The following is a 14,800-nucleotide window of genomic DNA, read 5'->3' as shown; positions in this document are numbered from 1 at the left end:
CTTAAGACAGCAGACTTTTTCTGGATTTAAGCTCGTTTCATCACAGCTTAAAGTTACCATTTGTTTAGTCTGCTGTCAACTTAAAAATTAATTTATTTTTTCTAATTCTCTTGGTTCCTGATAAAGCTCTTTTAGATCACTGAGAACCTGTACTTTTCCTTTGCGGTCTGCGGTGCTCCAGGCTTTTCGTCAGTTCCATGACAGCCTTCATATAGCAGGCATGATCCTCTCTTAACCGGCCATACCTTCCGCAGCGTTCCGCGCAGACGGTACATCATATTTTTCAGTGCTCCGTACGGATTTTCACTCTCCTCATCCGTCCAGAGTGCTTCGGTTAACTGTTCCAGTGTTACGATGTGGTTTTTGTTGCAGATCATATAAACCAGCAGCTTTGTGATCATCGGGGAATGAATCGCTTCCTCGTTGAGGCAGCGTGTTTCATCGTACATGCGGAATCTTCCAAGCAGCTGTACGCGAATCATAAAACATCGTCTCCTTCTAAGAACTCAAGCTCTTTTTCGATCTGAATTGCCGGCAGTGCACTGTATTTCAGATTCTTTGCCCAGCCTTTTTTCTCCTCGGAGAAGCGCTCGCTGATTCTCTTGTAGACGAGTTCGCATCCTCTCTGGCTGCCGCCCTGCAGCAGAATCACATACTGGGACGGGCTGTATTTTGCAAAAAATCGGAATGACGCAGGCTGCGTTTCATTACCTCAAGCAGCTTTTCGGACATACGGTCAAGGCGCGGACCGCCTTTTGCCGGGTAACCTTTTCCGTCTGTAATGGTGCACAGCATCAGCCACGGCATCTGTCCGTTCAGCTCGGACATACGGTAAACAAGTCGGTAGCAGTCACGGAATCCGGCGAGGGAACAGAAGAATGCTCCGCCCTTTTCTCCCGGGCTCTCCTGAAGATCTGCCTGTACCTCTTCGATCACGCGGTGTCTGCTGCCCATGCGGCTTCCCAGATAGCGGTACTGCTCCACCAGTTTCTCGCTCGGTGTAACGCCAAGCTCTTCAAAGTAATGTTTCGAGGTCTGCTCGTACAGTTTCATGGCCTCTTTGTATCTCTCCAGGCCGATCAGCGCCTGCATCTGGACTGCCTGCCACTCGTCGAACGGATACAGTTCGGAAGCAACAGAAGTCAGTTTCTGCAGCTCATCGAACTCCTCGTTTTTCAGAAGATACTCACTTACTTCTTTCAGTGCATCGGAATATACTTTTTTCAGCTGCGCGCGCTCCGCCTGTACCCACTCTTCCTCGCCGAAATCTGCAAGGAACTCTCCGGTGTACAGCTCCAGTGCTCGATCATCTGATCCATGCGCGCTTTCTCGTCCGTCTCTTTTCCTGCTTCCAGGATCTTATTTTTGATATCAATCGCATCTACCTCGACCGGCATCGGGCTGGTCCAGTGGTAAACGCCTTTCTGTGTATAAATGTACTCAAACTGCGGAAGTCCTGCCTCGACAAGGCTTCTTTTCAGGCGATGTACGCCGACACGCAGGCTGTTTGCCGCGTCCGCCACATCTTCTCTTCCGTATGTGCTCTCCAACAGTCTTCCTCTGGAAATTCCATTGTCCTTGTTATAGAGGAAAATCTGCAGAAGTCTCATCGATTTTGTTGCCATTGTTTTCCGGAAGGAAATCGGCTGGTCGCCGTACTCCAGGAAAAAACTTCCCATCATGTGTACTTTTAAAAGCGGTAACTGTTCTGTTTGGTTTTTCATTTCTTCGTTCATACTAACTCCTGTATTGCCTGTTGTGCTCTAATCTCTGTGGTCGGTTGCGCTGCGCTCCGCAATCGGCTGCGGTAACGGGCCGGCGGTTCCCTGTTCGTTCATTTCAAAAACAATTACGGACGCCGGATTTCTGTTTTCTATTTTACATCATTTTAATCAAAAATCCTACTATAAAATGTATAAAATATTAACTTTAACACCGAAAAATTCCTGCTTTTTCTTCTTTTGTCTTGTTATCTTTTTGTCAATCCCATCTCATCCGTAAATTGCCCGCATGATTTTAGCCATCAGCCGCCCTGCAGGCGCCGAGAGCACCAGTACTACAGCAAGAGATACCATGCCGCACCCGAGCAGTGCGCGGTTCACAAGTCCCCGTGCTGAGCAGAATCCGAGGCAGAATCCCTTCTTCCAGGGCCAGAACAGCTTTTCCGGTTTCCGGTTGAAAAAATCGAGCACCAGATGGGACAGAAAGCCCACGGTAAAATAAGCGGACGCATCCGGGTAGATGATGTCCACGCACGCCGTCAGCAATGCCAGCGCCGCAAATGAATGCATGAAGGAGCGGTGCGGCTGCTGTTTCCCATAGGCGCAGATCAGCAAAAATGCTGCCGTTCCGGTGAGGAGACGCAGCACGCTGCTGTCGCTTGTGAGGCGGCGGTAAATTCCAAGATTCAGTTTATACTCCGCAAGAATTGTGAGCACCGCAACTGCAACTGTTGCCGTAATAATCTTATCGGCATCGCGGTGCGCCTGTGAAGTGCCGACATCAATGTCACTGATCAAACCGCCGATCGCGGCAGCCCCGGCACCGGCCACAAGCGCGGGAACCGTCTGCGGCTGTAAAACAGCAAGTGCCGCTGCTGTTCCAATAAAAAAATGTGTTCTTCCAAGCATTTGTCTGTTTTTTCCTTTCGTAAAATTTCCTTTATCATAGCACATTCCCGCCCTTTTATGCAACCATTTGTTCGATTCTTTTACGACCGTATGGTCCTATCAGGATCAAAAAAAGAACCTCCTGCGACCGTTTATCGCCGCAGGAGGTTCTCCTCTGTTTCTGCCTTTATTCCATACTATTTCCAGGTTATCTTATTTCACGTTTTTCCCTTCATTGTATGAATTTTCATTTGACATTTATCGCTCATTTGAGTTATATCTTTATGCTTCATATACCAGTTCACCAGCAAGATACGTCCGGCACACCGGAATGTCTTTGATCGTGCTCTCATCCACCTCAAACGGATTCTGACCCAGTACGACGAAGTCTGCCATCATGCCTTCTGCGATCTGGCCTTTCACGTTCTCCTCGAAACTTGCCTCGGCACTGCGGATCGTGTAACTGTCGAGTGCTTCCTGTACGGTGAATTTCTGATCCGGCAGGTACGGGCCGACATGGTCGCGCAGCGTTGTTCTTGTGACAGCGCACTGCATGCAGGCGAGGGCATCCGGCAGCTCTACCGGGCAGTCAGTTCCGTTGCTGACGGAGACGCCGTTATTCATCAGCGTCTTCCAGCTGTAGCTTGTGCTCGCAAGCTCTTTGCCGACGCGCTCCTCTACGATATGGTTATCGTAATCGAGGAAGATGCTCTGTGCGTAAACGTGAAGATGCATTTTCGCGATTTTTTCAAGCTGATCGGCTCTTGTGATCTGGCAGTGCACGATGCCGTGGCGGTGATCTTCTCTCGGGTTTTCAGCAAGGGCTTTTTCATAGGCACTTAACACGCGGTCGAGGCACGCATCACCGATCGTGTGAACTGCAGCCTGCATGCCGTGTGCATTGGCGTAGCCGATCATCTCATCCATGGTTTCCTGGGTGAATACCGGGATTCCGCAGGTGGACGGGTCGTCTGCGTATGGGCGACTGAGGAATGCTGTTCTCGCACCGAGTGCGCCGTCGCCGAGCATTTTCAGCGGGCCGATTTTAAAGCGGTCTGTGCCGATGCCGGTCACATTTCCAGCCTCAACGAAACCTTTTAAGGATTCCAGATCGGTAAAGTTGCTCTGCTCGTAAACGCGGACGGTCAGCTCGCCGGAATCCTCGAGTTCTTTGTATGCTTCGTTGACGGTCTGCCACGGAACGGCGCGGTAAACGCAGTAATCATCACTCTGGCTGCTGGTGACGCCGTAGCTGTTCAGGGCTTTGCAGGCGCTGCGGATCATATCTTTGATTTCCTCTTTGCTCGGCACCGGAATGCTGTCGTAAACCGGTTCCATTGCATTGTCGAAGAATCTTCCGTCCGGCTCACCGTTTTCCATACCGATCTCTCCGCCCTCCGGCTGCGGGGTATCTGCGGTGACGCCGAGGAGTTCCAGCGCTTTGCTGTTGACTACGAGGCAGTGGCCGCACGCTCTCGTCGCGCAGATCGGAACTTCAGTTGATACGCGGTCAAGATCGTAGCGGTTCGGCATGCGGTCCACGTCCGTGAAGTAATCCTGATTCCAGCCGCGGCCCATCAGCCATGCGCCGTCTTTTCGCGGATGCTCTTTCTGGAAGGTGTCGAGGCAGGCGAGCATATCTTCCAGGCTTTCGGTATGTGCGGCAAGCTGCGCTTTCAGCAGGGAGCTTCCGTAATTTAAAAGGTGCATATGGCTGTCGTTAAAACCGCTGCAGACGAATTTTCCGCCGAGGTCTACAACTTTGTCGCCGGCTGCTGCAAGGGCATCTGCCTCTGCGCTGCTTCCGGCGAAAACAAATTTGCCGTCTTCTACTGCAAACGCTTCGACAAGCGGCAGTTTTCCGGTGTAGACAGCTCCGTTTTTGTAAATTGTTTTCATATCATTATCCTCCTACTGTCATCTAAATTTGATTCTATTCTTTTCTGCCCATTTGCGCAATATACAAATTCAGACACGCTATTCTCATGCGTGTCTGGATTCGCTTTTGAATATTTTTTATTTCGTTTTCTCTTCGTAGAACAGGCAGGCGTTCTTGTCTACCGTGCCCTGGCCGAAGTTTCTTGCTTTGTAGTCTTTCAGCAGTTTGAAATACTGGTTCGAGAGAATCAGGATCACTGCTACGTTGACGAAGGTCGGGATCGCAGATGTGATATCAACGACAGTCCAGATAAAGCCCTGGTTGTTTGTCTTTACCAGATAGATCGTCCACAGTACGCCCGGCAGAGCGCGGACTGCGTAGAAGATTTTCATGACGATATCTTTCATCTTGCCTTCTTTTTTATACAGATGCTCCAGAATTGCCAGATAGTAGGTGAACCATCCGCCGGAAGTCGTTACAGTGAAAATGACCATGATGACTGCCAGAAGGATGCTTCCAAATTTGCCGAATCCGCTTGCAAATGCACTTAAAGCAAGTGTTCCGCCGTTCGTTCCGTCGGTCCAGTTTCCGCTTAAGATAACGGAAAGTGCGGTGATCGTACAGATAACCATGGTATCAAAGAATACCTCGAAAGATCCCCACAGACCCTGCTCTACCGGATGCGGTGTTTTTGCGGAAGCATGGATCATTGGAGAAGTACCCCATCCAGCCTCATTGGAGTATACGGAACGCGCCATACCCACACGGATAATCTCGCTGACTGCGCAGCCGGCAAAACCGCCGATCGCTGCTGTTCCGGTAAATGCGTTTGTTACGATGCTGCAAATACGCCAGGAACGCGGTTGATGTTGATGATGATCATGCCAATTCCCATCAAGATATAAAGAACGCTCATAAATGGAACGAGCTTGCTGAACAGACTTGCGATTTTCTTCGTACCGCCGCTTGTAACGACATAGGTCAGAATGCAGAGCAGAACGCCCATCACGATAACGCCTTCTACTTTGAAGCTTCCAAGATTGATATTCTCAATACCGAACGCACCGGCTACGACCTGAGATGCGGTCAGGTTGGAAGAGGTTACGAAGAAGGTGGAGAAAATACCGATGCCGAAGATGAGCGCCGGGATCAGCCACAGCTTGCCCCAGTGGCGCTCCTCGCCAAGTCCGCACTCCATGTAGTAAGTCGGACCGCCGTAGTACTCACCTTTTTCGTTGGTGTGACGGTAGTAGCAGCCGAGGGTAACCTCAACCTGTTTTAATATCATACCAAGCAGAGACGAAAGCCACATCCACATAATGGCTCCCGGGCCGCCTGCTGCAACTGCAGTTGCAACACCGGCGATATTACCGAATCCTACGGTACCGCCGATAGCGGTCGAAATCGCCTCAAACGAGGAAAGCATACCCTTTCCTTCACTTGCTTTGTCTTCTTTCTGGAACAGTTTTCCGCCGGTTCTCTTCATAATCCAGCCAAAGTGACGGAACTGGAAAAATCCAGAACGAACGGTAAAGTACAGACCGGTCAGAATCATCAGCGCGATCAGCGGCACGCCCCAAAGGACACCGTCCAGCCAGTTAAGAAATGCTATCATGTCAAAATCCTCCCTTTTTTCTTTTCCGGCAACAGTTTTCTTCAGACGTATCCTGTAACACCCGTTTCGTCTTTCGTTCTCCAACCAAACAGATTTCCACCCCTGGAACCTTTTGTCACGGTTCCAACTGCAGTACAATAAAAAGAGCAGCGGTCTTCACCACTGCTCCATTAAATCTACGTTCATGAAGCAATAGCTCCTCCACCAGTACGGTGAGAGTGCACAGCCTGTTCGACTGTACCCCAACGCAGACAGTTTTTCGGGAACTGCCCCGTTTCGGCGAATGCTCCTTTCCCTGCCCGTCCCAGACCCCGTTGTCTCAGGACAGCTACTCTTAGCCTTCGCGCCTCTATTGCCGAATATGTATATTGACAGGTATTATCATATGTTTCTTTTCGCTACTTGTCAATCGTTTTTTCGACATTATTTTACAAAAATTTTATATTTTCGAAATTTGTCCTGATTTATTTGACTTTCTTGTCTCCCTCTGACGGCTTCAGCTGGTTGAACTTCCACAGACGCTCCATATAGCCGGACTGCTCTTTGGCCAGCTCTTCCACATTCGGGTTGTAAATGATTCCTTTTACCATTCATTCTCTGTCTGTCATACTGTCCTCCTGTCTGCTGTAGGATCTAAATAAGTATCCCTTCCAGATGATCCATCTCATGCTGGCAGATCTGGGCTGGCCAGCCGGTGAATTTCTGGCGTTGTTTTTTCCAGTTCCAGTCGTAGTATTCGATTTCGATGTTCTGGTACCGCTTTGTTTTCCGCACGCCTGGCAGGGAAAGGCAGCCTTCTTCTGTTTCGTAGGGGCCGCTTTTGCGGACGATCACCGGGTTGAACATGATGATGTCGCGGAATCCGGCGTTTACGATGATGATGCGTTTTTTCACGCCGATCATATTTGCCGCCATGCCGACGCATGCCTCGCGGTTTGCTGCCAGTGTGTCCTGCAGATCTCTTCCCACCTGCAGATCTTCCTCTGTCGCCGGGACGGATTTCTGTCCGAGGAAGAGAACGTCTCTCATAATTGGTTTTACCATTTGTGTTTCCTTTCTCTTTCGGCCTTAAAGGCCAAAATCGTTTAATTTTCTATTTGAATCCACATATCGCACGATGTGCATCCGATTACGTTTTTTCCGCCTTTCTGCTCCAATCGTTCTACTGTTCCGCTGCAGAACGGACAGATCCAGTCAATCTGTTTTCCGGCTTTGACGGCCTGCATCATGTTGACGAATTTTGTCGTATCTACATTTTTCGAATTGCAATTCTGCGTCCAATCACCGGAGAGTACTTTTCGCAATTCGCCGTTTTCATTCAGAATAACGGTGTCGCCCTCCTCGATGTTCCAGTCATACAGCATCTGATCCTCCTGGCGGATGCGCGATTCTGTTCCGTTTTCATCTTTCAAAACAACAACTGCCATGACAGGCTCGTCGGCACCGCGCTCCTCACAGCCGAAATCAAGGTCTTCCTCAATTCGCATTACCTGATATTTCATAAAAACGCCCTTTCTTCAAATATAATTCATGCTTTTTTGTATTCCACACGGTTTTTGCTGTTACAAAACTTTTTATTCCTGAATCGTAAAAATCACAACCCGCTCCCGGCTATCCCCGCCCGGAAACAGATCCATACAGTCGATCTCATCGAGAAATTCCAGTTCCGGCACCGTCATCAGATACGAGATATAAGCATCCGACGGGTAATAGAAAAACAGCTGGATCTCCCGCGGATTTTCGTAGTACGATTCCAGCAGTCTTGCCATCGCTTTTCTTAAGATTTCAAGCGAAAACGGGTTAAAAAAATACACCCGGTCCACTTCCGCAGGAACGGGAAAATTTTCGGCGCTCTCCAGCACAAACTCCGTCCGCGCACCAGAGGCCGCCGCCTTTTTGTTTTCCATTGCCTTCGCATAAATCCGCTCATCATACTCCACACCGATGGACTGGCACCGGGTCTGCGCCGATAAGAAGAAATCTACGCGGCCCTTTCCGCATCCGTAATCGAGCAGCGTATTTCCCTTTCGGATCATCCCCGTGTTTGCCATCCGCTCCAGCACGCAGTACGGGGTCGGCTCATACGGATACCGGTACAGATCCGACCGGCTGTCGTCCCGCCCCATTGTGTGGATCTGAAGCAGCTTGTCCCAGCGGTTTTCGTTTTTATCCTCTCTCATCGCCCGTCTCCCGATACTGTTCGAATAATTCCAGATACTCCTGTTCCACCGCATCAAACGGCCGCACCGCGTAGTCCAGCGTGATGTGAAGCTTCGGTGCATCCCCCTCCTGCGGCTCCTCCAGCAGATTCGTCAAATCGTACCACAGCAGATCATTGTCGATCTGTTTCATCATCCGCTGCTCCTCCGCCGTCAGATCACTGCCAAGATATTTCTCATAAATCACCGAAAGCAGATGGTCCTCGATCTCGCGGTACCGCGGCATTTCCTGTTTTAATGGCCGCGGCACGTCCGACATGTAACACTCGCTCGCGTCATGCAGAAGGCACGCCAGCACCAGCCGCCGGGAATAGCCGCGCGCGGCCGCCTCTTTCGCACAGCAGATGCAGTGCTCTCCCACTGACCAGAACGTCGTCACATGGCCGTTTCCGCGGCAGATCATCGGCAGCGCATGCGCAAAATCCTCCACACAGAGCAGTTCCGGAGCGGGATGCACAGGGTCAAAATGTTTTCTTGTATACGTTGTTATTGTGCTCATTCTTTTATCTCACTATATGATTTTACTGCCGGCTGTCCCGCGTGCGGCTCGCCGATGATTTTTTCCATCCAGACCATATCGTACCAGCGGTCGAATTTGTAGCCGCAGTTGTGGAAGGTTCCCACGAGTTCGAATCCGAGATGCGCATGGAACTCGGCGCTGTTTTTCGTCAGATATTCATCCTCGACCTGCGGATAGCCGATGCAGGCGTAGAGGTTCAGAATGCCCATTTTTTCAGGCGGTCCGCCAGCTCTTCATACAGTCTCCGGCCAAGGCCTCCTTTTCTTGCATTGTGATCGAGATAAATGGTCAGCTCGCTCGACCAGTCGTATGCGGCGCGGCCGACAAAGGCATGTGCGTATGCATAACCTTCGATTTTTCCATCCTGCTCGATGACGAGGTATGGATATTTTTTCATGATATCACGCATGCGGTTCTCAAATTCTTCCAGAGACGGCACGTCCCACTCGAAAGAAATGACGGTGTATTCTACATAATAAGCATAAATCTCCAGAATGCGTGCGGCATCCTCTATTTTTGCATCTCTGACAGTAATTGTACTCATAATAAATTCCTCCTCTGACCGTACTGCTTGCGTTTTCTGAACTTTATCTTATCACTCCGCTGAAAAATGGACAACATGATTTCCAGATTTCCTTTTTTTCTAAATTTTTCTGTGCTCTTTGCTTTCTTTCCTGTATAATAAAAGAAACAAGACGGATCACTATTTTTCTTCTTAATGAAAGAAAGGAACGTGCCTATGAAAATTTTAAATCTCGAAAACGAAAACCGGAAATTCACCAAGTCCATCGAAAATTTCCACGTCATGGAATATCTCCAGGATTCCAGCGTCTCGCCGATGACTGCCATGGAGGAGTATTACATGAGCAAAATGAATGTGCGCCGCCGCCAGGTTGTCATTGAACTGGACAAGGAGCACTCCGCGATTATCCAGTCCGGTGCGATGCAGTGGATGGGCGGCCATGTACAGGCGACCGCCGGAATCAAAGGGATCGGCGACCTGTTCGGAAAGGCCATCAAAGGCGCCATGACAAAGGAATCTGCCGTAAAACCGGAGTACGTCGGCGACGGATATCTCGTGCTGGAACCGACCTACAAATACATCATTCTTGTGGATGTCGAGAAATGGGGCTCCTCCGGAATGACGATTGAGGACGGCATGTTCCTCGCCTGCGACGGCAGAGTCAAAACCAAACTGACCGCCCGCAAGAGCATTTCCTCCGCTGTCCTCGGCGGCGAAGGCTTCTTCAATCTGAGCCTCGTCGGCAGAGGCGCCGTTGCCCTCGAAAGCAACGTACCTGAGGACGAGCTGATCGAAGTCGAACTCGAAAACGACGAACTGAAAATCGATGGAAACCTCGCCGTCTGCTGGTCCTCCAACCTTGATTTCACCGTAGAGCGCTCCACCGGAACCCTCGTCGGCTCCGCCGTCAGCGGTGAAGGCCTCGTCAACGTCTACCGCGGAACCGGCCGCGTCCTCATGAGCCCGGTCGCCCCGACAGATTCCCTGCCGACTGCAACCAACACGACCCAGGCGAACCCCGCTGTGAAGAACAACCTTCCGCCGGAAAATTAAATTCGAATCCTCTCCGCCCCTATGCCTAATACGCATAGAAAAAAGTCAAATTAAACCTCGTTTTTGATTGACACTTTCTTCAAAACATGTTAGCGTAAAATACGCATTTATCTTTACATTCTTAAGAAAAACCATACGATAAAATACATGTTCTGGAGAAAATGATGAATAGAATAAACTGGACTGAACTGAAACCGCAGATTCAGCAGGTCGGGCGATTAAGTCTGCCTGCGATTCTTACACAGATTACTACGATTGCGATGCAATACATTGATTCCGCGATGGTCGGCGCGCTTGGGGCGAATGCTTCGGCGGCGATCGGACTGGTTTCGTCGACGACGTGGCTCCTCAGCGGTACGATTTATGCGGTTTCAGCCGGTTTTTCTGTTCAGGTAGCGCATCAGATCGGGGGAAATCATGACAAGAAGGCAAGGGATGTTGTGCGGCATGGCATCGCGTCCGCGCTTGTTGTGTCGGCTGTTTTGTGCCTGATCGGGCTTCTGATCAGTCATCCGCTGCCGGGGTGGCTCGGCGGTGCGCAGGAGATCCGGCGGAATGCCACGCTCTATTTTATGATGTTTGCCATCATGCTTCCGTTTTCCCAGCTCAACTCGCTGATGTCGTCCTTCCTGCAGTGCAGCGGTGATATGGTGACGCCCAGTATTTTAAATGCCGTCATGTGCGTGCTCGATATCATTTTCAATGCTCTTTTGATTCCGGTTTTCGGTGTCATGGGTGCCGGTATGGGAACGATGCTGGCCTGCGCCGTCATCAGCCTCACGGGTGCCTGGTTCTGTTGTGTCCGCAATCCGCGGCTGCGTCTCCGCCGGAAGGAAAAAACGGTTTTTGATACGAAAATTCTGAAAACTGCATTCAAAATCGGTGTGCCGGTTGCCGTACAGGAAATCGCGATGAACAGCGCCATGGTTGCTGCCACCATGCTGATTGCCCCGCTCGGCTCCATTGCGATTGCGGCCAATTCGTTCGCCGTCACCGCCGAAGGCCTCTGCTACATGCCAGGCTACGGCATCGGTTCCGCCGCGACAACGCTCGTCGGCAGAAGCTACGGCGCCGGAAATTACAAGCTGGCGAAACGCTACGGAAATATCTGCATTGCCATGGGCGCAGTCCTGATGGCCATCACTGGAGGTCTGATGATGATCTTCTGTCCGTTCGTCTTTAGCATTCTGACTCCTGACCCGCAGGTGCGCTCGTTTGCCGCCGAGGTACTCCGCATCGAACTGCTCGCCGAGCCGTTTTTCGGCGCTTCCATCGTTGCCGCCGGAGCCCTCCGCGGAACAGGCGATACGTTTGTGCCAAGCCTTCTGAACCTTGGCAGCATCTGGGTCATCCGCCTCGGTCTCGCGGTGCTTCTCATCACCCCGCTCGGCCTGCGCGGCATGTGGATCGCCATGGCTATCGAGCTCTGCATCCGCGGATTGCTGCTGCTCTACCGCCAGCATACATCGAAATATTATAAACTGCCCGCAGCCTGACTTGGCGGCAGCGTATAGAAAAAGCGCTTATTTGAGATTTCATTCCCGCCTCAAATAAGCGCTTTCTATTTTACCTTATCCCTTGTTTCAATTCACAGTCGGTATTTTCACGGAGTCTGACATGTCGAAAATAGTTCGACTGTGACTTGCCTCATGTCTGTGGAGGATACCGATTTCTCTCCGCCCGCCACTGCCGTTATGTTTCTTTTAACAATTCATCCCACCACTTTAGAAGCGGGGGACTTCTTGTCTACTGGTATTAAAACTGAATCACTTCCGGCTCATCCGTAAAGGAGCTGATCATTGCCGTTGCGTTCTGGAAATTTTAAACGTCTCAACCTCCACAACCCGCTCTTTCCCTCTCGTTCCCCAGATCATCAGATGGACCTTATATTCCACCGAATCCCGTGCATAAAAGAATGGCTCCTCGCGCAGCAATGATGCGCGTTTTCCTTCGGCTTCCAGTATCTTTTTCCGTTTCATTGCCTGCTCCTGGATTTTTCGGATCTGGGTTCCTTCTTCGCCGGTGAAGCGTCGTTTCGGATAATTCTGTGCTTCGCGGGCCAGTTTTTTTTCCAGTAAATCCACGACTTTCGCGTGGCGGCTCGTATGCAGCAGTTTTGCGATCTGTTTTGCGAGGAGTTTTCCCTGCCATTTTTCATAAAGTGCAAGATACCACAGCAGCACTTTATCGCCTGCCTCCGATGCCAGTTTTTTCATCTCCGTAATTGCCTCTTCCGTCGCTTCCCACCACGGGCATGACGGTACGAGATACTGATCCGGCACGGCCGGGTAGCAGCAGAAATTGAGCGGCGGGAAATTGGCCAGCGATGCCAGACGCATTTCTTCCTCGGTGCAGAACGCCTCGCCGAGGTATTCCAGCTTGTCCCGCAGGATCGCAATACGGAACTCAATCTGCCGCAGATACTCGTATCCGTCCACCCAGAAATGACCCGTTTTTCCGTAATCAAACAGATGCACTTCCAGTGAAAGGCGGCTGAAAAACAGCGTGCACACCGTCTCTCCCTGCCGCACGATCAGAACGTACTGCTCCCCGTCTTTTTCCAGTGCAGCATCTATTTCTCCCTCGTATTCCTTCTGATACGTTCCCGTCAGCTCCGCGTCATGAAAAACGAGAAAGCTCTCTGCCGCATCGTTCATCAGATAGACAAGCCAGATCTCCTTTTCTCCTCCACCGTACCGCTCACCCGGAAGCAGCAGCTCGAACTGCCCCTGCGAAAGAAGCACATCCAGCCTTTCCAGTTCCTCGGTCCATGTGATATTTTCTGCAATTTCCATTCCGTGATTCTCCCCTGTTTTCTTTTACTTCCTATGATACACCATAAAAAGGCTCCACTGCAATCCAAAGCAGTAGAGCCCCTTCTCCAAATTTTTCTGTTATTAATCCGTCCCGTTATCCGGCGCATGCCGTCCGCACTTTCTCGTCCAGCGTCGTCTGAATCTCTTTTAAATTCACCGGTTTCGGAATATACCCGCGTCATGCCCGCATCCGCGCACCGCTTGCGGTCCGTTGCAAAGGTATTTGCTGTCATCGCAAAAATCGGAACATCATTGTCCTCACGCACACTGTTTCGAATTTTTTTCGTCGCCTCGATGCCATCCATCACCGGCATCTGCATATCCATGAAGATCGCAAAATAGCTTCCCGGATCCGACGCTTCAAACTGATCCACGGCCTTGGAACCATTCTCCGCCCAGTCCACGACAAGGCCGAAGCTTCCAAGCAGCTCCGTCGCAACCTCTGCATTCAGTGCATTATCCTCCGCAAGCAGAACAGCAGCACACCTGCAATCAGTGCCACCAGATACAGCTGGTGGTCAAACAGATACGCCATGATGGTCGGTGTCTCCACGTTCATGCTCGTAAATGCGGTGATCGCCGGATGGCGGGAAAATGCAAACTCCTCCTCTCGTATTTTCTTTTCGCAGGCAATAAAAAAGCACCATAGATTCTCCTACCGTGCATTTGAGTCATTTCTCCCTATTTATTTTATAAGAAATGTTCCATATTTACGCAGCTGGCTGCCATTTTACAGGCCTTGTAGCTTTGCGTCACAGCCTTTCGACTGCTTTGCCGAGATTCTTTTTTTATTTTAATTCATTGCTGTAAGACTCTCTTCTCCTTTCCCATCGGAATATGATATAATGACCTCTGGATTTTGGCAGATTACTGTTTTTAACATTGGAGGTGTACGATGAAATACAGACTCATGACAGAAAACGATTTAGAATATGTTGTCGAAAAAAATAATGAATACTACAACAATGTCGAAGGCTGCTGCTGGACCTATGAAAAGCCTATAAGAGAATTTATCAGGTACTCACAATGGAAAATTCCTGAAGTAAACTGCGGAATCGCAAGTATGTGTTTCGTCTTGAAAAAGCAGCAAAAATATAGTATAATATTTTTGTTTCTGACCTGGCTGAAACATTTATAATTCTTGTTTCTGTAGCTCAGCAGGATAGAGCGTCCCCCTCCTAAGAGAAAGCCGAGGCATTCCCCAAAGGGAAAAAATGAAAAACAACTTTCAGTTCGAATCTATTCTGAAAAATGCCAATGGTGACAACAAAGCATTCCCCAAATTGGGGAGCGTTCTAATGTTACCAAATCGAAAAAATCTGTAGATTGACAACTCGAAATAGAGTTGATAATCTTATATATGGCCGAAGGGAAAAATCCCAGAAACCCAGTAAAATCAAGGTTTGCGGCATGTGTCGTCATAGCTCAGCTGGATAGAGCACTCGCCTCCTAAGCGAGGGGTCGGAGGTTCAAATCCTCTTGGCGACGGGCTTCAAAGCGTTCGAAAATGTTAGCTGGATTAGCTGACAACGAACGCTTTTGTTATTTTCTAATCACGTTCTTCAA

18 protein-coding genes, 1 tRNA gene, 1 pseudogene and 2 riboswitches are annotated in these 14,800 nt (G+C 50.0%); of the genes and pseudogenes, 4 read left to right on the top strand and 16 right to left on the bottom strand.

Going from position 1 to position 14,800, the window contains the following annotated elements:
* Window positions 1–131: 131 nt before the first annotated feature.
* The 14 genes and pseudogenes from DXA93_RS02340 to DXA93_RS19285 form a co-directional block, all read right to left on the bottom strand.
* Complete coding sequence (locus DXA93_RS02340; protein ID WP_117805121.1) at window positions 132–482, bottom strand: winged helix-turn-helix domain-containing protein; 351 nt, start codon at window positions 480–482, stop codon at window positions 132–134.
* Window positions 479–652 (bottom strand): hypothetical protein, encoded by a 174-nt coding sequence (locus tag DXA93_RS17700; RefSeq protein WP_158576359.1) that lies wholly within the window; start codon window positions 650–652, stop codon window positions 479–481. The genes DXA93_RS02340 and DXA93_RS17700 overlap by 4 nt, the downstream gene beginning before the upstream one ends.
* Complete coding sequence (locus DXA93_RS02335; RefSeq protein WP_243109141.1) at window positions 649–1,293, bottom strand: bacterial transcriptional activator domain-containing protein; 645 nt, start codon at window positions 1,291–1,293, stop codon at window positions 649–651. Before DXA93_RS02335 ends, DXA93_RS17700 begins: the two co-directional genes overlap by 4 nt.
* Window positions 1,224–1,736, bottom strand: a complete 513-nt coding sequence (locus DXA93_RS02330) for a helix-turn-helix domain-containing protein (protein ID WP_119207677.1) — start codon at window positions 1,734–1,736, stop codon at window positions 1,224–1,226. The genes DXA93_RS02335 and DXA93_RS02330 overlap by 70 nt, the downstream gene beginning before the upstream one ends.
* Before the next feature lie 255 nt (window positions 1,737–1,991).
* A complete protein-coding gene (locus DXA93_RS02325; RefSeq protein ID WP_158565921.1) occupies window positions 1,992–2,630 on the bottom strand; it encodes a metal-dependent hydrolase in 639 nt (212 codons plus the stop codon).
* 261 nt (window positions 2,631–2,891) lie between these two features.
* The gene (locus DXA93_RS02320; RefSeq protein ID WP_117805124.1) at window positions 2,892–4,508 is read right to left on the bottom strand and encodes an amidohydrolase; all 1,617 of its coding nucleotides are present in this window, start codon (window positions 4,506–4,508) and stop codon (window positions 2,892–2,894) included.
* Between the two features lie 117 nt (window positions 4,509–4,625).
* Window positions 4,626–5,914, bottom strand: a pseudogene (locus tag DXA93_RS02315) (alanine/glycine:cation symporter family protein).
* A gap of 374 nt (window positions 5,915–6,288) precedes the next feature.
* Window positions 6,289–6,463: riboswitch (Lysine riboswitch) on the bottom strand.
* 104 nt (window positions 6,464–6,567) lie between these two features.
* On the bottom strand, window positions 6,568–6,693 hold the full coding sequence (locus DXA93_RS02310) for a maltose acetyltransferase domain-containing protein (RefSeq protein WP_117510523.1): 126 nt from the start codon (window positions 6,691–6,693) through the stop codon (window positions 6,568–6,570).
* 43 nt (window positions 6,694–6,736) lie between these two features.
* Window positions 6,737–7,147, bottom strand: a complete 411-nt coding sequence (locus DXA93_RS02305) for a peptide deformylase (protein ID WP_117805125.1) — start codon at window positions 7,145–7,147, stop codon at window positions 6,737–6,739.
* A gap of 41 nt (window positions 7,148–7,188) precedes the next feature.
* Complete coding sequence (locus DXA93_RS17930) at window positions 7,189–7,605, bottom strand: hypothetical protein (RefSeq protein WP_173827430.1); 417 nt, start codon at window positions 7,603–7,605, stop codon at window positions 7,189–7,191.
* 72 nt (window positions 7,606–7,677) lie between these two features.
* Entirely contained in the window at window positions 7,678–8,283 is a 606-nt protein-coding gene (locus DXA93_RS02295) for a class I SAM-dependent methyltransferase (protein ID WP_117805126.1), read from the bottom strand.
* Window positions 8,270–8,821: a hypothetical protein gene (locus DXA93_RS02290; protein ID WP_117805127.1), complete on the bottom strand. Its 552-nt coding sequence runs from the start codon at window positions 8,819–8,821 to the stop codon at window positions 8,270–8,272. The genes DXA93_RS02295 and DXA93_RS02290 overlap by 14 nt, the downstream gene beginning before the upstream one ends.
* The gene (locus DXA93_RS19290) at window positions 8,818–9,051 is read right to left on the bottom strand and encodes a GNAT family N-acetyltransferase (RefSeq protein WP_330421088.1); all 234 of its coding nucleotides are present in this window, start codon (window positions 9,049–9,051) and stop codon (window positions 8,818–8,820) included. Before DXA93_RS19290 ends, DXA93_RS02290 begins: the two co-directional genes overlap by 4 nt.
* The gene (locus tag DXA93_RS19285) at window positions 9,039–9,386 is read right to left on the bottom strand and encodes a GNAT family N-acetyltransferase (protein WP_330421089.1); all 348 of its coding nucleotides are present in this window, start codon (window positions 9,384–9,386) and stop codon (window positions 9,039–9,041) included. Before DXA93_RS19285 ends, DXA93_RS19290 begins: the two co-directional genes overlap by 13 nt.
* Before the next feature lie 195 nt (window positions 9,387–9,581).
* On the opposite strand from DXA93_RS19285, the gene DXA93_RS02280 reads away from it, so the two are divergent.
* Both DXA93_RS02280 and DXA93_RS02275 read left to right on the top strand, forming a co-directional pair.
* On the top strand, window positions 9,582–10,418 hold the full coding sequence (locus DXA93_RS02280; protein ID WP_117805128.1) for an AIM24 family protein: 837 nt from the start codon (window positions 9,582–9,584) through the stop codon (window positions 10,416–10,418).
* Between the two features lie 164 nt (window positions 10,419–10,582).
* Entirely contained in the window at window positions 10,583–11,914 is a 1,332-nt protein-coding gene (locus DXA93_RS02275) for an MATE family efflux transporter (protein WP_242991195.1), read from the top strand.
* Window positions 11,915–12,214: 300 nt separating this feature from the next.
* Here the strand turns inward: DXA93_RS02275 and DXA93_RS02270 are convergent, their stop codons facing one another.
* Both DXA93_RS02270 and DXA93_RS20445 read right to left on the bottom strand, forming a co-directional pair.
* Entirely contained in the window at window positions 12,215–13,162 is a 948-nt protein-coding gene (locus DXA93_RS02270) for a DUF3878 family protein (protein WP_243109140.1), read from the bottom strand.
* The gene (locus DXA93_RS20445; RefSeq protein WP_243109139.1) at window positions 13,075–13,662 is read right to left on the bottom strand and encodes a response regulator; all 588 of its coding nucleotides are present in this window, start codon (window positions 13,660–13,662) and stop codon (window positions 13,075–13,077) included. Before DXA93_RS20445 ends, DXA93_RS02270 begins: the two co-directional genes overlap by 88 nt.
* 282 nt (window positions 13,663–13,944) lie before the next feature.
* Window positions 13,945–14,020: riboswitch (cyclic di-GMP riboswitch) on the bottom strand.
* A gap of 109 nt (window positions 14,021–14,129) precedes the next feature.
* On the opposite strand from DXA93_RS20445, the gene DXA93_RS02260 reads away from it, so the two are divergent.
* Window positions 14,130–14,372: a hypothetical protein gene (locus DXA93_RS02260; protein ID WP_119207675.1), complete on the top strand. Its 243-nt coding sequence runs from the start codon at window positions 14,130–14,132 to the stop codon at window positions 14,370–14,372.
* 276 nt (window positions 14,373–14,648) lie between these two features.
* Window positions 14,649–14,722 (top strand) — tRNA-Arg (locus DXA93_RS02255).
* Window positions 14,723–14,800 lie beyond the last annotated feature (78 nt).

Origin of the sequence: Blautia sp. OF09-25XD, from assembly GCF_003482095.1 — a bacterium.
Lineage (GTDB): Bacteria > Bacillota > Clostridia > Lachnospirales > Lachnospiraceae > Fusicatenibacter > Fusicatenibacter saccharivorans.
This window is presented reverse-complemented; position numbering and strand designations above follow the sequence as displayed.